The organism is Streptomyces sp. NPDC047453 (assembly GCF_040643155.1).
In the GTDB taxonomy this organism is placed as follows: domain Bacteria; phylum Actinomycetota; class Actinomycetes; order Streptomycetales; family Streptomycetaceae; genus Streptomyces.
Genome location: NZ_JBEYTS010000017.1, coordinates 17746 through 39099, shown reverse-complemented (window position 1 = coordinate 39099; position 21354 = coordinate 17746). Strand labels below are relative to the sequence as shown.

The window sequence follows — 21354 nt, the reverse complement described above, 5'->3', positions numbered from 1 at the left end:
CCGCTAGGCGGCCGGGGCGACGAGGCGGTAACCGACGCCGCGTACGGTCTCGATGAGCGCCGGCGTGCGCAGCTTGGAGCGCAGGGAGGCGACGTGCACCTCCAGGGTCCGTCCGGTGCCCTCCCAACTGGTCTGCCACACCTCGCTGATGATCTGCTCCCGCCGGAAGACCACCCCGGGGCGCTGGGCGAGCAGCGCGAGCAGGTCGAACTCCTTGCGGGTGAGCTGGACGACCGCGCCGTCCACGCTGACCTGCCGGGTGGGCAGTTCGATGTGCACGGCGCCGAGGCGCAGCGTGCTCTCGCTGCCGGCGTTCGCGTCCTCGTGTGCGGTGCGGCGGCTGACGGCGTGGATACGGGCGAGCAGTTCGCCGGTGTCGTAGGGCTTCACGACGTAGTCGTCGGCGCCGAGGTTGAGGCCGTGGATGCGGGAGCGGACGTCGGAGCGGGCGGTGACCATGATCACGGGGATGCTGGTGCGCTTGCGGATCCTGGCGCAGACCTCGTAGCCGTCCTGGTCGGGCAGGCCCAGGTCGAGCAGGACCACGCCGAAGCAGGCGCTCTCGGGGACGAGCGCCTGGAGCGCCTCCTCGCCGCTGCGGGCGTGCGTGACGTCGAACCCGTGCCGCGCCAGGACGGCGGACAGGGCGGCGGCGACGTGGTTGTCGTCCTCGACGAGGAGCAGTCGCATTCCGGCCCCCTCCGGTTCATGTTTCATACGGTCACGGCGTGTAAACGTCATGCACGCGCGCGTGCACCATGGCAGTGACGCCGATGGACGAGGACGGCGTCAAGAGGGATCCGGTTGCGCACCGTGTGTCGTTATCCAGCCGGTACGTGCCCCACCCGGTCACGCTACGACATGTGTGCGGCCGCTACCGGATCGTGATGCTCAGATCTCCCTCAGATGTAATGACGCTGGTCGCATCGGTCATTACTGTCCCCCGAAACCGAGGAGGACGGAGCCTGAAAGCGATGACCGAAGTATCGATGGCCAAGGAAGACGTGGCCTCGACCGCCGATCTGGTCGTCCTGAAGAGCGTCAACAAGCACTTCGGCGCGTTGCACGTACTCCAGGACATCGAGTTGACGATCACCCGCGGCGAGGTCGTCGTGGTCATCGGGCCCTCCGGGTCCGGGAAGTCCACCCTGTGCCGCACCATCAACCGCCTGGAGACCATCGATTCGGGCACCATCACGATCGACGGCAAGCCGCTGCCCCAGGAGGGCAAGGAACTGGCCCGGCTGCGCGCCGACGTCGGCATGGTCTTCCAGTCCTTCAACCTCTTCGCGCACAAGACCGTGCTCGAGAACGTGATGCTCGGCCAGGTCAAGGTCCGCCGCACGGACAAGAAGAAGGCCGAGGAGCGGGCCCGCGAACTGCTCGACCGGGTCGGAGTGGGCGCGCAGGCCGACAAGTACCCCGCGCAGCTCTCCGGCGGCCAGCAGCAGCGTGTGGCCATCGCCCGGGCACTGGCCATGGACCCGAAGGTCATGCTGTTCGACGAGCCGACCTCCGCGCTCGACCCGGAGATGATCAACGAGGTGCTGGAGGTCATGCAGCAACTCGCCCGGGACGGCATGACGATGGTCGTCGTCACCCACGAGATGGGCTTCGCCCGATCGGCTGCAAACCGGGTGGTCTTCATGGCCGACGGCCGGATCATCGAACAGGCTGCGCCCGACCAGTTCTTCAGCAACCCGCGCAGCGACCGGGCCAGGGACTTCCTTTCGAAGATCCTGCACCACTGACGCGACGGCCCGCCGGTGGCGCCGTGCGCCACCGGCCCGTGATTGTGCCGTCGCAGTGCCGACGGCTCCGCATCTCCTCAACACCGAAGGAAGTTCACATGAAGCTCCGCAAGGTCACCGCCGCCTCGGCCGTCGTCCTCGCCCTCGCCCTCTCGGCGACGGCGTGCGGCTCGAACGACAAGAAGGACGAGGGGTCGTCGGGCGGTGGCGGCAAGAAGATCACCGTCGGCATCAAGTTCGACCAGCCGGGCCTTGGCCAGAAGACCCCGCAGGGCTACTCCGGCTTCGATGTCGACGTGGCCAAGTACGTCGCCAAGAAGCTCGGTTACGACGAGAACCAGATCGAGTGGAAGGAGTCCAAGAGCGGCGACCGCGAGACCATGCTCCAGCGCGGTGACGTGGACTTCATCACCGCCACGTACTCGATCACCCCGGAGCGCGAGCAGAAGGTCGACTTCGCCGGTCCCTACCTGCTGGCCCACCAGGACGTCCTGGTCCGCGCCGACGACGACTCGATCAAGTCGCCGGCCGACCTGAACAGCAAGAAGCTCTGCTCGGTGACCGGCTCGACCTCGGCCCAGAACGTCAAGGACAAGCTGGCGCCCAAGGCGGACCTCCAGCAGTACCCGACGTACTCGGCGTGTCTGAGCGGCCTTCAGAACAAGGCGATCGACGCGCTGACGACGGACGACTCGATCCTCGCCGGCTACGCCTCCCAGGAGCAGTTCAAGGGCAAGTTCAAGCTGGGCGGCCTCAAGATGACCAACGAGAACTACGGCATCGGCGTCAAGAAGGGCAGCGACCTCAAGGACAAGATCAACAAGGCCCTTGAGGACATGGTCTCCGACGGTTCGTGGCAGAAGGCCGTCGACGCCAACCTCGGTCCGGCGAACTACAAGAACGAGCCCGCGCCGAAGATCGGCGACATCAAGAGCTGAGTCAGCGCCCGTCGGGTGCGCCGCCCGCGCAGGGCGGCGCACCGGGGCCCACCACACGCGGAAGCGCGGGAGATCGTGTTCGACTTTCTTCAAGGCTACGACCTGCTGGGAGCCTTCTGGGTGACCGTGCAGCTCACCCTGCTCTCGGCCGTCGGCTCCCTGGTCTGGGGCACCCTGCTGGCTGCCATGCGCGTCGGCCCGGTGCCGCTCATGCGCGGTTTCGGCACCGCCTACGTCAACGTCGTGCGGAACATCCCGCTGACGGTGATCATCCTGTTCACCTCGCTGGGCCTGAGCCAGACGCTCAACATCAACCTCGGTGCGCAGGACTTCGACACCATCAACTTCCGGCTCGCCGTGCTGGGTCTGATCGCCTACACCGCGGCGTTCGTCTGTGAGGCGATCCGCTCCGGCATCAACACGGTGCCGGTCGGCCAGGCGGAGGCGGCCCGCGCCCTCGGACTGAGCTTCACCCAGGTGCTGACCCTGGTCGTGCTGCCGCAGGCGTTCCGCTCGGTGGTCGGCCCGCTCACCAACGTGCTGATCGCGCTCACCAAGAACACCACGGTGGCGGCGGCGATCGGCGTGGCCGAAGCGGCCCTGCTGATGAAGAAGATGATCGAGAACGAGGCACAACTCCTGCTGATCTCCGCGGTCTTCGCGTTCGGCTTCGTGTGCCTGACGCTGCCGACCGGTCTGATCCTCGGCTGGGTGGGCAAGAAGGTGGCGGTGAAGCGATGACCTCCGTGCTGTACGACGCCCAGGGGCCCAGGGCCAAGCGGCGCAACATCCTCTACACCGTCCTGTTCGTGCTTGCCGCCGCGGCGCTGGTGTGGTGGGCCCTGCAGAGCCTGAGCGACAAGGGCCAGTTGGACTGGGAGAAGTGGAAGCCGTTCTTCTCCGGCTCCGAGGCGTGGACCACGTACATCCTGCCCGGGCTGAAGAACACACTGATCGCGGCGGCCCTGTCGATGCTCATCGCGCTGCCCCTCGGCGCGGTCTTCGGCATCGCGCGACTCTCCGACCACGCCTGGATCAGGATCCCGGCCGCGGTGGTCGTGGAGTTTTTCCGCGCCATTCCGGTGCTGATCCTGATGATCTTCGGTACGGCGCTGTTCGCCGCTTACAGCAACATCAGCTCGGACGACCGGCCGCTGTACGCCGTCTGCACCGGTCTGGTGCTCTACAACGCCTCGGTGCTCGCGGAGATCGTCCGCGCGGGCATCCTCTCCCTGCCCAAGGGCCAGACGGAGGCCGCGCAGGCGATCGGCCTGCGCAAGACCCAGACCATGACGTCGGTCCTGCTGCCGCAGGCGGTCACCGCGATGCTGCCGGCGATCGTCAGCCAGCTCGTGGTCATCGTGAAGGACACCGCGCTCGGCGGCGCCGTCCTCACCTTCTCGGACCTGCTGTCCGCCGTGTCCGCCATGAGCTCCTACTACGGTGCGAATACCATCGCCAGCTTCACGATCGTGGCGCTGATCTTCGTGGCCATCAACTTCAGCCTCACCACCTTCGCGAGCTGGCTGGAGCGGCGGCTGCGGCGCGGAAAGAAGTCGACGGGCGCGGTGCTCTCGGCCGCGGCGGTGGGCGGCGCCGAGTCGACGGGAACCTCCGCCTGACGGCCGCTCACCGGGACAGAAGTGACATGGGGGCAGTGGAGTGATCACCACCGCCTCCGTCACTTGACGCAAGCAGCGGCAATGGGTTGCATACGTTCTGTGATCGTGCACCCTGCTCCGGCTTCTTCTTCACACCTGTCCGTCAGGACACCGCTGCGGGCAGGGGGCGCCGCGCCGTGGACCCGGTGATCGTTGTCGGAGCGGGGCCCGTCGGACTCACGCTCGCCCTGGCGCTGGCGCGTCAAGAGGTGCCGTCCGTCGTGCTCGACGAGGGACCCGGCGCGGACGCGCCGCGCGCCGCGCGCACGGTCGTCCTGCGCGAGGACACCGCCGCGCTCGTGGAGCGCCTGGCCGGTGCACCGCTCGGCGGGGCCGGGCTCCGTTGGGCCGGATGGCGGTCGTTGCGGCGCAAACAGGTGATGTGCGACATCGCCTTCGACGATGACGACCCCGCGCCGCTGCACATCGCCCAGCACGTGCTGACCGGCGCCCTGCGCGCCGCCGTCGCCCGCGAACCGCTGGTCGAACTCGCCGTGGACAGCCGCCTCGACAGCATGGAGCAGGAGTCCACGGGGGTCACCGTCCACACCCGCGACCCGGGCGGCACATGGTGGCGCGGCAGTTACCTGGTCGGCTGCGACGGCCCGCGTTCGACCGTGCGCAAGCTCCAGGACATCCGCTTCCCCGGCCGTACGGCCGTCGAGCGGCACGCCGTCGCCGCGGTGCGCACCGAACTGCCCCGGCCCGGCGAAGCGTTCCTCCACCGGCTGCCGCCGTGGCGGACGACCGGCCCCTTCGCCGGGGAGATCGCCGCCCGTCCGCTCCCGGACGACGTGTGGCGGCTGGACTGGCTGCTGCCGCCCGGCAAGGACCTGGTCACACCCGAACTGCTGCTCGCCCGCATCCGGGAGACCCTCACCGGCTGGACCGGCGAAACCTCCCCGTCGTACGAACTCCTGGACACCGGAGTCCACACGGTCCACCACCGGGTGGCCCGCCGCTGGCGCGCCGGGCGGATCTTCCTCGCCGGGGACGCGGCCCACCTGCTGGGCGCGCTCGGCACCCAGGGTCTCGACGAGGGCCTGCGGGACGCCGACAACCTCGCCTGGAAGCTGGCGCCGGCCTGGCACCACGGGCCGCACGAGGGGCTGCTGGACAGCTACCAGACCGAGCGGCGCGCGATCGTCGCCGCCCGGCTGCGCGCCGCCGACCAGCTACTGCCGGTACTGCGCGGGGGCGGCGGACTGCGGTCCCTGGTGCCCGGGTCCGGCCGTGGACACGACGCCCTGCTGATGGACGGCCATCTGGGGCGCGGGGCGCTGGGCGAGCCGGGGGCGTACGCGGACTCGCCGCTCACTCCGCCGCCCCTCGACGGGGAGATCCTCGTGGACACACCGGCCGGCGCTCCGGTCGCCGACGTGCTGGTGACCGCGGAGGACGGCTCCTTGGTGCCGCTGCGCGAACGGCTGGGCCGGGGGGCGCTGCTCGTGGTGCTGATCGCGCCGGGTACGGGCGTGTGGGAGCGCCGGCACTGGGTGAGCGCCGGCATCATGCCCCGGCTGGCCGGGGCGGTGACCGCGCTGCCGCACCCCGCCGAGTTGCTGGTCGCCGAGAGCTACCCGGGCGCCGCTCCCCACACCGTCCTCCTGGTCCGGCCCGACGGGCACCTGGTCACCGCGCTGAGCGGGGTGCGCCCCGCCGACCTGTACACCGCGGCGGAGACGGCGCTGGGCGGCGCCGGACGCACCGAGGACCGTGCCGAGGCGGGCGCGCGCTGACCGCGGAGCCCTGTGGACCGTACGCGCCGTGCGGTCCACAGGGTGACGGCGAGTTGACCGGTCCGTGCCGCCGTGGTCTACTCCGGAACGTGACCGACACCGATGTGCGCCTGTGGCGGAGGGTCCACATGGACCTCGTCCGCTATGCGGGCTGCGTGTGTCGTCCGGCCTGTTGAACTCGCCTTCCCTCCCCCGGCGCGCCGCCTCACTCGCACACTCCCGTACGTCCTTCGTCCGTACCCTGTGCCGCCGCGCGTCTTTCGCGAACGCTCTTCAGGACGGTGTACGTGTCTGTCTCGCCTCTCGGACCCCCGGCTCCCGACCTCTCCCCTGACGCCTCCTCACCCGCCGGGTCCGCGCCCTCCGTGCAGGCGCCGACACAGGCGGAACTCCTCGACTTCGTACGGCGCGCCGCCGCCGACGCCGGGCTGATCGCCTCGCTTCCGCTCGACCCGGAGGGCCGCACCTGGGTGCGCCTGGAGGGGCCCGGCGGCAGTGAGGCCTGGCTGATCGGCTGGCCGCCCGGCACCGGCACAGGCTGGCACGACCACGCCGACTCGGTCGGCGCCTTCGTCACCGCGGCGGGCGAGTTGAAGGAGAACTCGCTCGCGGCCCGGCTGCCCACCGACGGCTGGAAGACGCTCGAACTCACCGAGGGGGTGGACCGCGAACGGCGGCTCCCGGCGGGGCGGGGCCGCTCCTTCGGCCGCCACCACGTGCACGAGGTGCTCAACGAGTCCACCGACCGGCACGCCGTCTCCGTGCACGCCTACCATCCGCCGCTGACCCGCATCCGCCGCTACAGCCGTACCGGGCACACACTGCGCCTGGAACAGGTCGAGCGCCCGGAGGACTGGCAGTGAGCACGCCTCAGCCACCCGCCGGAATCGACGAGCTGCTGGAGCGGGTCCGCCAGGGCTACGAGCGCGTCGAGGCGCGCGAGGCGTACGCGGCCGCCCGAGTCGGCGGCGCCCTCCTGGTGGACATCCGCTACGCCGCGCTGCGTTCGAGGGACGGCCTGATACCGGGCGCCCTCGTCGTGGAGCGCAACGAGCTGGAGTGGCGACTGGACCCGCTGGGCAGCCACCGTGTCCCTGAGGCCACCGGCCACGATCTGCGCGTGGTCGTCGTCTGCAACGAGGGCTACGCGTCGAGTCTCGCGGCCGCTTCCCTGCACCAGCTGGGGCTGCTCCGGGCGACCGACCTGGTGGGCGGCTTCCAGGCATGGCGCTCGGCCGGACTGCCGGTGACGCCGTGGGACGGCCGAGGATGAGCGGGCCGTCGTGGGTGTTCGTGGCGCCGGGCCGCAGGCCGCAGCCACCGAGCAGCAGGCCGGCCGCGAGGAGCCGGACGACGACCAGGGGTCTTCGGGAGGGTGCGGGCACAGGCACGGACGGGCAGCCTGCCGAGCAGGGGACGAGGGGACCGGCGAGGCTGTCGTCGGCCCGCGCCGTCGGCCCCTCCCGGAATCGCACGCCGAGCCTGCGCACCCCGTGGTGTTCGTGTTCCCGGCGCCGGCCGCCCGGCGGGCGCCGGCTCAGTACCCCTCGTCGGCCAGGAAGTCCGTGTCCTCGCCCTCCTCCTCCAGCGCCTGCCGGACCACACGCAGGGCCAGGCCCTCGGAGTAGCCCTTGCGGGCGAGCATCCCGGCGAGGCGGCGCAGCCTTTTGTCGCGGTCGAGGCCGCGGGTGGAGCGCAGTTTGCGGGCGACGAGCTCGCGCGCGGTGGCCTCCTCCTGATCGGCGTCGAGCCGGCCGACCGCCTCGTCGATCAGCGCCGCGTCGACACCCTTGGTCCGCAGCTCCCGGGCGAGCGCGCGCCGGGCCAGTCCGCGCCCGTGGTGCCGGGACTCCACCCAGGCATCCGCGAACGCGCTGTCGTCGATCAGCCCGACCTCCTCGAACCTGGACAGGACCTCCTCCGCCGCCTCGTCCGGGATCTCCCGCTTGCGCAGGGCGTCCGCGAGCTGCTTGCGGGTGCGCGGGGTCCCAGTGAGCAGGCGCAGGCAGATGGCGCGCGCCCGCTCCACCGGGTCCCCCGGAGGCTCCCCCTGCTCAGCCCTCGGCAAGGAGAAGGTGCCCCCGTCCTCGGCGGACGCCTCGCCGAAGCCGCGCCGACGGCGTCCGCGTCCACCGTGCGACCCGCCGTCACGCGAGCCGCCCCGGCGCGCACCACCCACGGGTGGGCCACCCGCGCGCCGCTGTCCGCCGTCGTCCCAAGGCACACCGCCGTCCGGCTCGGCATCCTCGTGCACGCCGTCTCCGTCCGTGCCCGAGCCGAGCGCGTCCCCGGTGCCCCTCCCCCGCGGGGCACCGGAGGCGGCGTGTTCGTACGCGTGCTCGTGCTCGTACTCGGCCCAGTCGGTTCGCCGTGTCACGGGTCAGCTCTTGGCCGAGGCGGCCTTGGGCTTGGTGGCCTTGGCGGGTGCCGTCTTGGCCGCCTCGTCCGCGGCGGTGGTGACCGCGGCGTCCGTGCCCGGCTCCGCGGCCGGCTCCTCCGGCCGCACGCCGACGCCCAGCTTCTCCTTGATCTTCTTCTCGATCTCGTTGGCCAGGTCGGGGTTGTCCTTGAGGAAGTTGCGCGCGTTCTCCTTGCCCTGGCCGAGCTGGTCGCCCTCGTACGTGTACCAGGCGCCGGCCTTGCGGACGAAGCCGTGCTCCACGCCCATGTCGATCAGACCGCCCTCGCGGCTGATGCCCTGGCCGTAGAGGATGTCGAACTCGGCCTGCTTGAAGGGCGGCGCGACCTTGTTCTTGACGACCTTGCAGCGGGTCCGGTTGCCGACCGCCTCCGTGCCGTCCTTCAGGGTCTCGATACGGCGGATGTCGATGCGCACCGAGGCGTAGAACTTCAGGGCCCGGCCACCGGTCGTGGTCTCCGGGGAGCCGAACATCACGCCGATCTTCTCGCGGAGCTGGTTGATGAAGATCGCGGTGGTCTTGGACTGGTTGAGCGCGCTGGTGATCTTACGCAGAGCCTGGCTCATCAGCCGGGCCTGGAGACCCACGTGGCTGTCGCCCATCTCGCCCTCGATCTCCGCGCGCGGGACGAGCGCGGCGACGGAGTCGATGACGATGAGGTCGAGGGCGCCGGAGCGGACCAGCATGTCCACGATCTCCAGGGCCTGCTCGCCGTTGTCCGGCTGGGAGAGGATCAGGTTGTCGATGTCGACGCCGAGCTTCTTCGCGTACTCGGGGTCGAGGGCGTGCTCCGCGTCCACGAACGCGACCTGGCCGCCCGCCTTCTGCGCGTTCGCCACCGCGTGCAGGGTCAGGGTCGTCTTACCGGAGGACTCCGGTCCGTAGATCTCCACGACTCGGCCGCGCGGCAGGCCACCGACGCCGAGGGCCACGTCGAGCGCGGTCGACCCGGTCGGGATGACCTCGATCGGCTCCTTCGACCGCTCGCCCATGCGCATGACCGCGCCCTTGCCGAATTGTCGTTCAATCTGTGCGAGCGCGGCGTCGAGCGCCTTCTCGCGGTCGGTTCCTGCCATGGGTTCCACCCGGTTTGCTTGAGTCGATCGCTTCACGTCAAAGACGCTAACGCCTGCCACTGACAATGCGCCCCGACGCACGTCCGGCCTGTGGATAACTCAGGCACTTCTCCCCCCGAACTGGGGCGAAATCCCTTCCGTTGAGCCTCGCCGGAGCTCCCATAAGAATGGATGTTCGATTTTCGTGTCAAGCGCACCGGCGGCGCCGGAGCACGACCCTCCTTCGCGGGAAGCATCGGCAGGACGCCACAACGCCCTGCCCCGTACGTCCTGCCGAGTACGCCCTACCGGGCCCGCCACAGCCGACGCGCGCGGTCGAGCAGGCCCGGTACCGGACCGCGTCCGCGGTGGCCGTGGACGCGGGGGTCGTCCGTGACGGCGTACCGCTTCACATAGGCACCCAGGAAGGCCTGGAGGGTGGCGACCGCGGGAATGGCGATCAGCGCGCCCACGGCGCCGAGCAGGGCGGTGCCAGCGATGACCGAGGCGAAGGCGACCGCGGGATGGATGTCCACGGTCCGCGCGGTCAGCTTGGGTTGCAGCATGTAGTTCTCGAACTGCTGGTAGACCACCACGAAGACCAGCACCCACAGCGCGTACCAGGGGTCGACCGTGAAGGCGATCAGCATCGGCAGGGCGCCCGCGAGATAGGTCCCTATGGTGGGGATGAACTGCGAGACCAGGCCCACCCAGACACCGAGCACGAGCGCGTACGGCACTCCCAGGGCCTGGAGCAGGACATAGTGGGCGATCCCCGAGACGAGCGCCATCAGGCCGCGCGAGTACAGATAGCCGCCGGTCTTGTCGACCGCGATCTCCCACGCGCGCAGCACCTCCGCCTGGCGGGCGGGCGGCAGCAGGGAGCAGATGGTGCGGCGCAGCCGCGGACCGTCAGCGGCGAAGTAGAACGAGAACAGCGCGATCGTCAGCAGCCGGAACAGGCCTCCGAGCACCTGGGCGGACACGTCGAGCACGCCCGCGGCGCTGTTCTGCGCGTACTTGCGCAGCCAGTCGGAGTGGAGCAGGCCCTCCTGCACATCCACCCGTCTGAGCTCGGTGTGGAAGGTGGTGTTGACCCAGTTGATGACGGAGTCGAGGTACTCCGGGAAGCCCTCGACCATCTTGATGATCTGCCCGGCGAGCATCGAGCCGAGCAGCGTCACGAAGCCCGCAGACGCGATCGCCAGACCGAGGAAGACCAGGAAGGTCGCGAGCCCCCGCCGCATCCCGCGGTCGGCCATGCGGCTGACCGCGGGCTCGATGGCGAGCGCCAGGAAGAACGCGATGAGGACGTTGAGGAGCAGGCCGGTCAGCTGGTGGAAGGCCCAGTTGCCGAGCTGGAAGGCGGCGACGAGGCCGATCGCGAGCACCATGGCCCGCGGCAGCCAGCGGGGCATGCGGGCGCCGGGCCCTGCTGCGCCCTCGGCCGGTACCGGAGTCCGGGGAGGCGGCGTCGTAGCGAACGGGGATGCGTGCGGGGCCGTCTGCCCGGTCTCGTCAGTGGGTGCCACGGTGCAAGTCTCTCCGACGTCGCCGGCGGCCCGGCACCGGCCCGTGATCCTCGGGTCCGGTCAGTGCCTCTCCCGCGGAACGTTCATGACCTGGCACACCACGCGCCACACGTCCTTCGCGTCCCAGCCGGCCGCCAGCGCCTCGTGCACCGTGCGCCCGCCGAGCTCCGACATCACGTGGTCGCGCGCGAAGGTGTCGGCGTACCCCGTGCCGAAGTGCTCCGCCATCCGCTCCCAGAAGACCGTCAACCGCATGATCCCAGTATCCCGCCCCTGCGGGTGACCTCGTTCCGGGGCCACCGGGCGAGACCGCTTTCCGCCCTACGGTCGGACGCATGGCCGAGACCGGAACTCCCCCTTCTCCCCCGCCGCCCCCGGCATCCTCCCCGCTGTTCCGCGCCGAGCACTTCGTGTGGCTCACCGCGCGCGTGCTGGAGCAGCGGCTGTTCGCGTACCACTTCCTGAACGGCGGCGCGGATCCGGTCGAGACCGCGCTGGACGCCTACCGCAACGAGGACGGCGGGTACGGTCACGCGCTGGAGCCCGATCTGCGCGGCCCCGTCAGCCAGCCGCTGCACACCGCGCACGCGCTGCGTGTGCTGGACACCGTCGGCCGCTGCGGCGGACAGCGGGTGGAGCGCGTGTGCCGCTACCTGACCTCCGTCTCCACTCCCGACGGCGCGCTGCCCGCGGTCCATCCCGGCCAGCGCGGCTATCCGGCGGCCCCCTTCGTGCCGATCGTGGACGACCCGCCGAGCGATCTCCTGGCCACCGGACCGGTGGTGGGCCTGCTGCACCGCAACGAGGTGTGGCACGCCTGGCTGTTCCGGGCCACCGACTTCTGCTGGCAGCGGGTCGAGTCCCTGGCGACCTCCCACCCGTACGAGATCGGGGCGGCCGTCACCTTCCTGGACTCGGCACCCGACCGCACCCGCGCGCGTGCGGCCGCGGACCGGCTCGGCCGTCTGGTGCGCGATCGGCGCCTGGCGCTGCTGGACCCGGAGCGGCCGGAGGCCTACCCGGTCGCACCGGGCTACGCCCCCGGGGAGCACCACTTCCCGCACGACTACGCGCGGACACCCGGCTCCCTCGCGCGCGCGTGGTTCACGGACGAGGAGATGAAGCGCTCCCTGGACCACCTGGCCGGCCGCCAGGAGGAGGACGGCGGCTGGCCGGTCACGTGGCTCCACTGGGCTCCGGGCACCGCGCTGGAGGCACGTCCCATGGTCACGATCGAGGCGCTGCGCACCCTCAGGGCCTACGGCCGGCCCATCGGCTGAACCACCACCGGTACGCACCCCGGCTCACCCGGCTCACCCCGTCAGGGCCCGCACCCCGGCCGTCACCAGCACGGCCGCCCCGACCACCACCAGGAACGGTGCCCGCAGCAGCAGCGCCACGGCGGCGGCCGCGACCCCGGCCGCCCGCGCGTCCAGCACGAGCGTGTGCCCGTCGGCGAACGTCTGCTGGGCGGTGAGCGCGGCCAGCAGGGCGACGGGCAGCAGCGCGGCGAGCCGCTTCACCAGCGGCCGCTCCAGGGCACCCGCCGGAACGAGCAGCCCGGCCAGCTTGACGGCGTAGCAGCCGACAGCGGTCACCGCCACCGCGATCCAGATGTTCAACGATCTCCCTCTCGTACGTCGTCACGGGCGCCGCTCCCGCGGCGGCCCCGCAGGTACAGCACGGCCGGCGCGGCGAGCGCGGCCGCCAGGACCGGCACCCCGGCCGGCAGCACGGGCAGCAGACCGAGCCCGAGCAGTACGGCCAGAGCGGCGACGGCCCGCTCGGTGGCGGTCTTCAGCATCGGCGCCAGCAGCGCCAGGAACACGGCCGGCCCGGCCGCGTCCAGGCCCCACGCGTCGGTGTCGCCGAGGGCCTTGGCGCCCAGCGCGCCCAGCAGCGTGGTGAGGTTCCACAGCACGTAGAGGGTGACCCCGGTGACGGTGAAGCCGATCCGCGCGCTGCGCCGCGTGGGCTGGGCCAGCGTCACGGCGGTGGTCTCGTCGATGACCCATTGGGCCGCGAACGGCCGTACCGCGCGCGGGAGGGCCAGCAGCTGCGACAGGCGCAGCCCGTAGAAGGCGTTGCGCACGCCCAGGAAGAAGGCGCCCGCGGCCGCCGTGTACGGGTTGCCTCCGGCGGCCAGCGCCCCCACCAGCGCGAACTGGGAGGCCCCGGTGAACACCAGCAGGCTGAGCGCACACGTCTGCCAGAGCGTGAGACCGCTGCCCGCCGAGGTCACCCCGAAGGCGAACCCGGACAGTCCTACGGCGACCCCGACCCCCAGGGCGTCCCGTACGACGGCGGCGTCGGGCTTTCCTCCGTCGTCGGCGCGTATGTCTGCGAGAGCTGTCTGTTCTGCCACGGCGTCGAGGGTAGGAAGAGCCGGGCCCCGGAGTCTTGTACGTTCTTGCGCTCGCGCTGGTAGGCGCCCGGGGGCACGCCCACGATCCGGGTGAAGTGCCGGCTCAGGTGCGACTGGTCGGTGAAGCCGACGGCGACGGCGGCCTCGGAGGGCGCGGTGCCCGCGTCCAGCAGCCGTCTGGCCCGGCGCACCCGGGCGTCGGTCAGCCAGGTGTGCGGCGGCATTCCGTAGGCGTTGCGGAAGGCCCGCAGCAGCGCGAACGGGCTGCTGCCCAGGTCGGCCGCCAGCCTCTCCAGGCTGGGCGGCTCGGCCATCCGCTCCTCCAGGACGGCACGCGCGCGTGCCGCGGTCCTCGCGCCCGCCGTCCGTATCTCCCGCTGCGGCAGCGTCCCGCCATTGAGCCGCAGCAGCCGCGTCACGGCGACCCGCAGCAGGGTGTCGGCGGCCAGCGCGTTGCCCTCGTCCGTGGCCCGCAGCACCTGGTGCACCAGCTCGACGGCGTACGGATCGTCGAACACGGGACGGACGAAGCCCGGCGTCCCGCGAATGCCCGTGGTCTCCGCGGCGATCTCGGCGACCAGCTCCGGCGACGGATACACCGCGCCGTACCGCCACCCCTCGGGCACCGCCGCCCGTCCTGTGTGCGGTGTGTCGGGATTGACCAGCGCCAGCATCCCCGGGCCCGCGTACTGGTCGGACCCCCCGTGGTGGAACACCTCCACGCCCTCGACGACGGCGGCGATCACGAAGTGCTCGTGGGTGTGCCGCACGAACTCCTTGCGGACGTAGCGGGCCCGCAGCAGATCGACACCGGGCAGTTCCTCGTACTGCCAGTGCCGCGCCCGCTCCTCACCCGCTGCCGCCATACCCCCGATTCTCCGTGGTCGGCGCGGCTCCACCAGTGTCGGGGCCGCCTTGGGCGACCGAGGGCACGCCCAGGTCGCAGGGCGTTGTCAGTGGCCGGGTGCACGATGGATTCATGGTCAGCGACGCACACCGGGCCCTCGACGGCTTCTCCCCCGCGACCCGCGGCTGGTTCACGGGGGCCTTCTCCGCGCCCACCGCCGCCCAGGCGGGGGCGTGGCAGGCCATCGGTGAGGGCTCGGACGTGCTGGTCGTCGCCCCGACCGGCTCCGGCAAGACCCTCGCCGCCTTCCTCGCCGCGCTCGACCAGCTCGCCTCCACCCCACCCCCGGCCGATCCGAAGAAGCGCTGCCGGGTGCTGTACGTCTCCCCGCTCAAGGCCCTCGCCGTGGACGTGGAGCGCAACCTGCGCAGCCCGCTGACCGGTATCCGCCAGGAGTCCGTCCGCCGCGGCCTGCCCGAACCGGAGGTGAAGGTCGGCATCCGCTCGGGCGACACCCCGGCGGCCGAGCGCCGCGCCCTGTCCACCCGCCCGCCGGACATCCTGATCACCACACCCGAGTCGCTGTTCCTGATGCTGACCTCGGCCACACGGGACGCGCTGACGGGCGTGGAGACGGTGATCCTGGACGAGGTGCACGCGGTGGCCGGCACCAAGCGCGGCGCGCACCTCGCGCTGTCCCTGGAGCGCCTGGACGAGCTGCTGCCGAGGCCGGCCCGCCGTATCGGCCTGTCGGCGACGGTCCGCCCGGTCGACGAGATCGCCCGCTATCTGTCGCCCCGCCGCAAGGTGGAGATCGTCCAGCCGGAGTCCGGCAAGGAGTTCGACCTGTCGGTGGTCGTCCCCGTCGAGGACCTGGGCGAGCTGGGCGGTTCCCCGGTCGCCGACGGCGGCGACCGGGCGGAGCGGCCCTCGATCTGGCCGCATGTCGAGGAGCGGATCACCGACCTGGTCCAGGCGCACCGCTCGACGATCGTGTTCGCCAACTCCCGCCGGCTCGCCGAGCGCCTGTGCAACCGGCTCAACGAGATCGCCTACGAGCGGGCGACCGGCGAGTCCCTGGACGAACACCACTCCCCCGCCGAGCTGATGGGCGGCTCCGGCGCGGCGCACGGCGCGCCGCCGGTCATCGCCCGCGCGCACCACGGCTCGGTCTCCAAGGAGCAGCGCGCCCTGGTCGAGGAGGACCTCAAGGCGGGCCGGCTCCCCGCGGTCGTCGCCACCTCCAGCCTGGAGCTGGGCATCGACATGGGCGCCGTCGACCTCGTCGTCCAGGTCGAGTCCCCGCCGTCCGTGGCCTCCGGACTGCAACGGGTCGGCCGCGCGGGACACCAGGTCGGCGCGGTCTCCACCGGCGTGGTCTTCCCGAAGTACCGCGGCGACCTGGTCCAGGCCGCGGTGGTCACCGAGCGGATGCGCTCCGGCTCCATCGAGTCCCTCAAGGTGCCCGCCAACCCGCTGGACGTCCTCGCCCAGCAGCTCGTGGCGATGACGGCGATGGACACCTGGCAGCTGGACGACCTGCTCGCCCTGGTCCGCCGGGCGGCGCCGTTCGCCTCACTGCCGGAGTCGGCGTTCACGGCCGTCCTGGACATGCTCGCCGGGCGCTACCCGTCGGACGCGTTCGCGGAGCTGCGCCCGCGCGTGGTGTGGGACCGCGTCGCGGGCACGATCACCGGCCGCCCCGGCGCGCAGCGCCTCGCCGTCACCTCCGGGGGCACGATCCCCGACCGCGGCCTGTTCGGGGTGTTCCTCGCCGGCTCGGACCCCAAGAAGGGCGGCGGCCGGGTCGGTGAGCTGGACGAGGAGATGGTCTACGAGTCCCGGGTCGGCGACGTCTTCACGCTCGGCACCAGTTCCTGGCGCATCGAGGACATCACGCGCGACCGGGTCCTGGTCTCGCCCGCGCCGGGCGTGCCGGGCCGGCTGCCGTTCTGGAAGGGCGACCAGCTGGGCCGCCCGCTGGAGCTGGGCCGTGCGGTGGGCGCGTTCCTGCGCGAGGTCGGCTCCCTGCCGGAGGAGGACGCCCGGCTGCGTCTGCTGGCCGCCGGCCTCGACGCGTGGGCCGCGGACAACGTCCTGTCGTACCTGGAGGAGCAGCGCGCGGCCTGCGGGCACGTCCCCGACGACCGGACGATCGTCGTGGAGCGCTTCCGCGACGAGCTGGGCGACTGGCGGGTCGTGGTGCACTCCCCCTTCGGCGCCCAGGTGCACGCCCCCTGGGCGCTGGCGCTCGGCGCCCGCCTGTCCGAGCGGTACGGCATGGACGCGCAGGTGATGCACGCCGACGACGGCATCGTGCTGCGCCTGCCCGACGCCGATCTGATGGGCCTGGACCTGCTCGACCAGGAGCCGGTGAAGGCCGGCCTGGAGTACGACGCGGAGCAGGCGCCCGTCGGGGCCGCGGACGTCACCTTCGACAAGGGCGAGGTCGACCGGATCGTCACCGACCAGGTGGGCGGCTCGGCCCTGTTCGCCTCCCGCTTCCGCGAGTGCGCCGCCCGCGCACTGCTGCTGCCGCGCCGCAACCCGGGCAGGCGCACCCCGTTGTGGCAGCAGCGCCAGCGCGCCGCCCAACTGCTCCAGGTGGCGAGCGAGTTCGGCTCGTTCCCGATCGTGCTGGAGGCGGTCCGCGAATGCCTCCAGGACGTCTTCGACGTGCCGGGCCTGGTCGAGCTGATGGGCGACGTCGAGTCGCGCAGGGTGCGCCTGGTCGAGGTCACCACCCCCGAGCCGTCCCCCTTCGCGCGTTCGCTGCTCTTCGGGTACGTCGCCCAGTTCCTGTACGAGGGTGACTCGCCGCTCGCCGAGCGCCGCGCCGCCGCGCTGTCGCTGGACTCGCGGTTGCTGGCCGAGCTGCTGGGCCAGGCGGAGCTGCGCGAACTGCTCGACGCCGAGGTGCTGGTGGAGCTGGAGCGCGAGCTTCAGTGGCTGTCCGAGGACCGCCGTGTGAAGGACGTCGAAGGCGTCGCCGACGTACTGCGGATGCTCGGTCCGCTCTCGGAGGCCGAGCTGGCCGAGCGGGGCGCCGAGCCCGGCTGGGCGCGGGAGCTGGCCGGGGCGCGCCGGGCCATCCGGGTCCGGATCGCCGGTGCCGACCACTGGGCCGCGATCGAGGACGCGGGCCGGCTGCGCGACGCGCTCGGCACCGCGCTGCCGGTGGGCGTCCCGGAGGCGTTCACCGAGCCGGTGAAGGACCCGTTGGGCGACCTGCTGGCGCGCTACGCCCGCACCCACGGCCCGTTCACGTCGGCGGCGGCCGCCGCCCGCTTCGGCCTGGGCGTGGCGGTCACCGAGGGCGCGCTCCAGCGGCTCGCCGCGGGCGGCCGTGTCGTACAGGGCGAGTTCCATCCGGCCGGCATCGGCCAGGAGTGGTGCGACGCGACCGTGCTGCGTCGGCTGCGCCGGCGCTCGCTGGCCGCGCTGCGGCACGAGCTGGAGCCGGTGCCGCCGGCCGCGCTCGCGCAGTTCCTGCCCCAGTGGCAGCACATCGGCAAGGGGCACGGACTGCGCGGCGTCGACGGACTGGTGCGCGCCGTCGAACAGTTGCAGGGCGCGTCCGTGCCCGCCTCCGCGCTGGAGAAGCTGGTCCTGCCGTCCCGCGTGACGAACTACACCCCGTCGATGCTGGACGAACTCACCGCGGCCGGCGAGGTGGTGTGGGCGGGCGCGGGCGCGCTGCCCGGAAAGGACGGCTGGGTCTCCCTGTTCCTGGCGGACACGGCGCCGATGCTCCTGCCGCCCCCGCACCCGCTGGAACCGACCGCGCTCCACCAGTCGGTCCTGGACTCCCTCTCCGGCGGATACGGCCTGTTCTTCCGTCAGATCGCCGACCAGGTCCGCGCGACCACCCACCCCGAGGCCACGGATCCCCAACTGGCCGACGCGCTGTGGGACCTGGCGTGGTCCGGACGGCTCACCAACGACACGCTCGCCCCGATGCGCTCCCTGCTGGGCTCGGGCCGCACCGCGGGTTCCACCGCGCACCGGGCCAAGCGCGCGGTCCCGCGCGGGCGTTACGGATCGCTGACGGCCGCCGCCCGCACCGCGTCCCGCAGCGGCCCGCCGACCGTCGCCGGCCGCTGGTCGTTGCTGCCGGTCCGCGACCCCGACCCCACCGTGCGCGCCCACGCCCTGGCCCGTACGCTCCTCGACCGGCACGGCGTGGTCACGCGGGGCGCGGTGGGGGCGGAGGGCGTCGAGGGTGGCTTCTCGGCGGTGTACCGGGTCCTGTCCGCCTTCGAGGACAGCGGCCAGGCCCGGCGGGGCTATGTGGTGGAGGGCCTGGGTGCCGCGCAGTTCGCGATGGACGGCGCGGTGGACCGGCTGCGCGCGGTGGCGAACGCCCGTGAGCGGGGCGAGGGGCTGCCCGGCGTGGTCTCCGGAGGCGGTGGTCCCGACGGCTTCGGCTCCCCCGACGGCTCCCGGGGCCCCGGTGGCATCGACTCCGGCTTCCCCGCCGCCGAACTCGGCGGTGACTTCGACGGTGGCCTCGGCGGCGACTTCGGCGGCGACGTCGACTGGCTGGACTCCGGCCGCCCGGCCCCCGGTGACTACGTCTCGCCCCGGGACCTGGCCGCACCGGGTCGCGGTGGCCCGAGGGGCGGCGGGTCGGCCTTCCCGTACGGCAACGGCTTCGGTGACCACCGTGCCCGTACCGCCGACGCCGGGCCCCGAGGGGTCGTCCTCGCCGCCGCCGACCCCGCGAACGCCTACGGCGCCGCCCTGTCCTGGCCCGAGCCGCCGACCGGCGCGGGACACAAGCCGGGCCGCAAGGCCGGCTCCCTGGTGGTGCTCGTCGACGGCGAACTGGCGCTGTACATGGAGCGCGGCGGCAAGACGCTGCTGGCCTGGCCGGCCGACCCGGACGGCGAGGCCGGTGACGACCCGCGTCTGCGGGCGGCCGCCGCGGCGCTCGCCGCGGCCGCCCGCGCGGGCTCGCTGGGCACGGTGACGGTGGAGCGGATCAACGGGGCATCGGCCCTGACCTCCCCCCTCGGCGCCCTCCTGGAAGGAGCGGGTTTCATAGCGACCCCGCGCGGACTGCGCCTGCGCGCCTGATCCGGGCAGCGGGAGCCACCTCCACGCGCACCCGTACGTGTCACCCTTGACCCATGCCCGAAGGCGACACGGTCTGGCAGACCGCGAGGCGGTTGCACGACGCCCTCGCGGGCAAGGTGCTGACCCGCAGCGACTTCCGGGTGCCGAAGTACGCCACGGTCGACCTCACCGGCCGGACCGTCCTGGACGCCGTCTCCCGTGGCAAGCACCTGCTCACTCGTTTCGAGGGCGGTCTGACGCTGCACTCGCACCTGCTGATGGAGGGCGCCTGGAAGGTGTACGGCACCGGCGAGCGCTGGAAGGGCGGCCCCGGCCACCAGATCCGCGCCGTGCTCGGCACCGCCGACCGCGCGGCCGTCGGATACCGCCTCCAGGTCCTGGAGCTGCTGCGCACCTCGGAGGAGGACCGCACCGTCGCCCACCTCGGCCCGGACCTCCTCGGCCCCGACTGGGACCCCGACCTGGCCCTGGCCAACCTCTTGGCCGACCCGGGCCGCCCGCTCGGGGAGGCCCTGCTCGACCAGCGCAATCTCGCCGGCATCGGCAACGTCTACAAGAGCGAGCTGTGCTTCCTGCTCGGCGTGACCCCGTGGCTGCCGGTGGGCGCCCTGCCCGCCGACCGCGCCGCGAAGCTGCCCGCCCTGGCCAAGAGGCTCCTGGAGGCCAACCGCGACCGCGTCGTCCGCCGGACCACCGGCCTGCGGGGCCAGGACCTGTTCGTGTACGGCCGGGCGCCGCGCCCCTGTCTGCGCTGCGGCACCTCCGTCCGGGTGGCCGACCAGGGCGACGGCTCCCAGGAGCGGCCCACGTTCTGGTGTCCGAGCTGCCAGGCAGGCCCCGCACCGCCGCCGGGCACCGCGCAGAGGTGGCGGGACCGCTATCACCGCACCACCGGCTGATATCACCGCGCCACCGCTTGACCCGTCCCGTCTTTACGACGTCCCGGATTCCTCGTCCGAACGGTGAGGCGGCGATGCCGTCGCGGCGCCGAACGGCCATCCCCCGTCGGCGGACGGCGGCCCACCGAGAACGCCGTACGGCCACCCTCCGGAGGCGGGGAACAACGCCCCACCGCCGTCCGCGGGCGCCGGCGCCTCAGGTCCCTTGTCCACCTCCACGTCCGGCCCCACGTCCGGCTCTTGCTTCGGCCCCACCCTGCGGCCCTCCTTGGGCACGCAGTGCACGGGCAGCAGGCTCAGACCCCATCCCCCGGCCGTGACGGCCCCCTCCAGCACCCCCGCCTCGCCCGACAGCAGCAGCCGCAGCACCGCCCACCACCACACCGCGCCGAGCCCCAGAGCGGCCCCCCAGCGCACTATCGGCCCCGCCATCGCACCCACCGCCACCTCCAGCCGACGCCGGACCGCCGCACTGGCCTCCACGATGGCGGCACCGCCCGGCACCGGCAAACGGGCGCGGCGAAGCCCGCCGTAAACCCCCGGACAAGATGAAGGCCCCGGCCGCGCCCCTCCGGGTCTCCCCGGAGAAGCCCCGGCCGGGGCCTCACTCACGTGTGCGTAGGTTCACGCGCTCGTGCGACAGGTCACGCGGCGACCACGTCCACCGCCTCGGCGGCGGGCGCCTTGATGGTCACCCGTTCCGGTGGCACACCGGTCACCGACACGGAACCCAGCATCGGGCGAACCGGCGTGGGCACGGGCTCGGTGGCCGCAGCAGACTGGGCCAGCTCGGCGAGGGCGAGCTCGTCGCTCACTTCCCGCATGAGCTCGGACATCCGTACGTCCAGCGCGTCGCAGATGGCGGCGAGCAGCTCGGAGGAAGCCTCCTTCTGCCCCCGCTCCACCTCGGATAGATAGCCGAGCGAGACTCGGGCGGACGAGGAGACTTCGCGCAGAGTACGGCCCTGGCGCTGGCGCTGCCGACGCAGCACGTCACCCAGCAGGCGACGGAGCAGAATCATCGGTGGCTCCCTCCTCGGACCGCGTAGCCGCATCCTTCACGCCCCA

At 72.4% G+C, this 21354-nt stretch carries 21 protein-coding genes; 11 read left to right on the top strand and 10 right to left on the bottom strand.

All coding sequences use genetic code 11. The features are described from left to right. Window positions 1-3: 3 nt before the first annotated feature. Entirely contained in the window at window positions 4-690 is a 687-nt protein-coding gene (locus tag ABZ818_RS17635) for a response regulator transcription factor (protein WP_361415196.1), read from the bottom strand. A 284-nt stretch (window positions 691-974) separates the two neighbouring features. Here ABZ818_RS17635 and ABZ818_RS17630 point away from each other — a divergent pair, with 284 nt between their 5' ends. The 8 genes from ABZ818_RS17630 to ABZ818_RS17595 all read left to right on the top strand — a co-directional run bounded on the left by ABZ818_RS17630 (window position 975) and on the right by ABZ818_RS17595 (window position 7362). Further along, window positions 975-1751 (top strand): amino acid ABC transporter ATP-binding protein, encoded by a 777-nt coding sequence (locus ABZ818_RS17630; protein ID WP_361415194.1) that lies wholly within the window; start codon window positions 975-977, stop codon window positions 1749-1751. A gap of 98 nt (window positions 1752-1849) precedes the next feature. Further along, window positions 1850-2689 carry a glutamate ABC transporter substrate-binding protein gene (locus tag ABZ818_RS17625; RefSeq protein ID WP_361415192.1) on the top strand — a complete coding sequence of 280 codons (840 nt, stop codon included), beginning with the start codon at window positions 1850-1852 and terminating at the stop codon, window positions 2687-2689. Window positions 2690-2764: 75 nt separating this feature from the next. Beyond that, window positions 2765-3430 carry an amino acid ABC transporter permease gene (locus ABZ818_RS17620; RefSeq protein ID WP_361415190.1) on the top strand — a complete coding sequence of 222 codons (666 nt, stop codon included), beginning with the start codon at window positions 2765-2767 and terminating at the stop codon, window positions 3428-3430. Continuing rightward, window positions 3427-4311 carry an amino acid ABC transporter permease gene (locus ABZ818_RS17615; RefSeq protein WP_361415188.1) on the top strand — a complete coding sequence of 295 codons (885 nt, stop codon included), beginning with the start codon at window positions 3427-3429 and terminating at the stop codon, window positions 4309-4311. The genes ABZ818_RS17620 and ABZ818_RS17615 overlap by 4 nt, the downstream gene beginning before the upstream one ends. A 176-nt stretch (window positions 4312-4487) precedes the next feature. Then, the gene (locus ABZ818_RS17610) at window positions 4488-6089 is read left to right on the top strand and encodes an FAD-dependent monooxygenase (RefSeq protein WP_361415186.1); all 1602 of its coding nucleotides are present in this window, start codon (window positions 4488-4490) and stop codon (window positions 6087-6089) included. Window positions 6090-6178: 89 nt separating this feature from the next. Next, window positions 6179-6265 carry a putative leader peptide gene (locus ABZ818_RS17605; RefSeq protein WP_348638505.1) on the top strand — a complete coding sequence of 29 codons (87 nt, stop codon included), beginning with the start codon at window positions 6179-6181 and terminating at the stop codon, window positions 6263-6265. Between the two features lie 111 nt (window positions 6266-6376). After that, the gene (locus ABZ818_RS17600; RefSeq protein ID WP_361415184.1) at window positions 6377-6952 is read left to right on the top strand and encodes a cysteine dioxygenase; all 576 of its coding nucleotides are present in this window, start codon (window positions 6377-6379) and stop codon (window positions 6950-6952) included. Beyond that, entirely contained in the window at window positions 6949-7362 is a 414-nt protein-coding gene (locus ABZ818_RS17595) for a rhodanese-like domain-containing protein (RefSeq protein ID WP_361415182.1), read from the top strand. The genes ABZ818_RS17600 and ABZ818_RS17595 overlap by 4 nt, the downstream gene beginning before the upstream one ends. A gap of 264 nt (window positions 7363-7626) precedes the next feature. Here the strand turns inward: ABZ818_RS17595 and recX are convergent, their stop codons facing one another. From recX to ABZ818_RS17575, 4 genes are all read right to left on the bottom strand, one after another. Next, a complete protein-coding gene (gene recX / locus ABZ818_RS17590; RefSeq protein ID WP_361415180.1) occupies window positions 7627-8466 on the bottom strand; it encodes a recombination regulator RecX in 840 nt (279 codons plus the stop codon). Between the two features lie 3 nt (window positions 8467-8469). After that, window positions 8470-9585: a recombinase RecA gene (gene recA, locus ABZ818_RS17585; RefSeq protein WP_361415178.1), complete on the bottom strand. Its 1116-nt coding sequence runs from the start codon at window positions 9583-9585 to the stop codon at window positions 8470-8472. Between the two features lie 284 nt (window positions 9586-9869). Continuing rightward, complete coding sequence (locus tag ABZ818_RS17580) at window positions 9870-11096, bottom strand: AI-2E family transporter (protein WP_361415176.1); 1227 nt, start codon at window positions 11094-11096, stop codon at window positions 9870-9872. Window positions 11097-11156: 60 nt separating this feature from the next. Then, complete coding sequence (locus tag ABZ818_RS17575; RefSeq protein WP_361415174.1) at window positions 11157-11351, bottom strand: DUF3046 domain-containing protein; 195 nt, start codon at window positions 11349-11351, stop codon at window positions 11157-11159. Between the two features lie 80 nt (window positions 11352-11431). Between ABZ818_RS17575 and ABZ818_RS17570 the strand changes: the two genes are divergently transcribed. Then, complete coding sequence (locus ABZ818_RS17570; RefSeq protein WP_361415172.1) at window positions 11432-12376, top strand: hypothetical protein; 945 nt, start codon at window positions 11432-11434, stop codon at window positions 12374-12376. 33 nt (window positions 12377-12409) lie between these two features. Here ABZ818_RS17570 and ABZ818_RS17565 read toward each other — a convergent pair whose 3' ends face one another. Genes ABZ818_RS17565 through ABZ818_RS17555 form a run of 3 tightly spaced genes read right to left on the bottom strand, consistent with a single transcriptional unit; the run spans window position 12410 to window position 14327 of the window. Further along, window positions 12410-12718: an AzlD domain-containing protein gene (locus ABZ818_RS17565; RefSeq protein WP_100570754.1), complete on the bottom strand. Its 309-nt coding sequence runs from the start codon at window positions 12716-12718 to the stop codon at window positions 12410-12412. After that, window positions 12715-13461: an AzlC family ABC transporter permease gene (locus ABZ818_RS17560; RefSeq protein WP_361415170.1), complete on the bottom strand. Its 747-nt coding sequence runs from the start codon at window positions 13459-13461 to the stop codon at window positions 12715-12717. Before ABZ818_RS17560 ends, ABZ818_RS17565 begins: the two co-directional genes overlap by 4 nt. Further along, a complete protein-coding gene (locus ABZ818_RS17555) occupies window positions 13362-14327 on the bottom strand; it encodes an AraC family transcriptional regulator (protein ID WP_361415168.1) in 966 nt (321 codons plus the stop codon). The genes ABZ818_RS17560 and ABZ818_RS17555 overlap by 100 nt, the downstream gene beginning before the upstream one ends. Before the next feature lie 113 nt (window positions 14328-14440). On the opposite strand from ABZ818_RS17555, the gene ABZ818_RS17550 reads away from it, so the two are divergent. Further along, the gene (locus tag ABZ818_RS17550) at window positions 14441-19387 is read left to right on the top strand and encodes an ATP-dependent helicase (protein ID WP_361415166.1); all 4947 of its coding nucleotides are present in this window, start codon (window positions 14441-14443) and stop codon (window positions 19385-19387) included. A 53-nt stretch (window positions 19388-19440) separates the two neighbouring features. After that, a complete protein-coding gene (locus tag ABZ818_RS17545) occupies window positions 19441-20286 on the top strand; it encodes a DNA-formamidopyrimidine glycosylase family protein (RefSeq protein ID WP_361415164.1) in 846 nt (281 codons plus the stop codon). A gap of 33 nt (window positions 20287-20319) precedes the next feature. Here the strand turns inward: ABZ818_RS17545 and ABZ818_RS17540 are convergent, their stop codons facing one another. Next, complete coding sequence (locus tag ABZ818_RS17540) at window positions 20320-20718, bottom strand: hypothetical protein (RefSeq protein WP_361415347.1); 399 nt, start codon at window positions 20716-20718, stop codon at window positions 20320-20322. 212 nt (window positions 20719-20930) lie between these two features. Then, window positions 20931-21308: a helix-turn-helix transcriptional regulator gene (locus ABZ818_RS17535; RefSeq protein ID WP_100570760.1), complete on the bottom strand. Its 378-nt coding sequence runs from the start codon at window positions 21306-21308 to the stop codon at window positions 20931-20933. Between the last annotated feature and the right edge of the window lie 46 nt (window positions 21309-21354).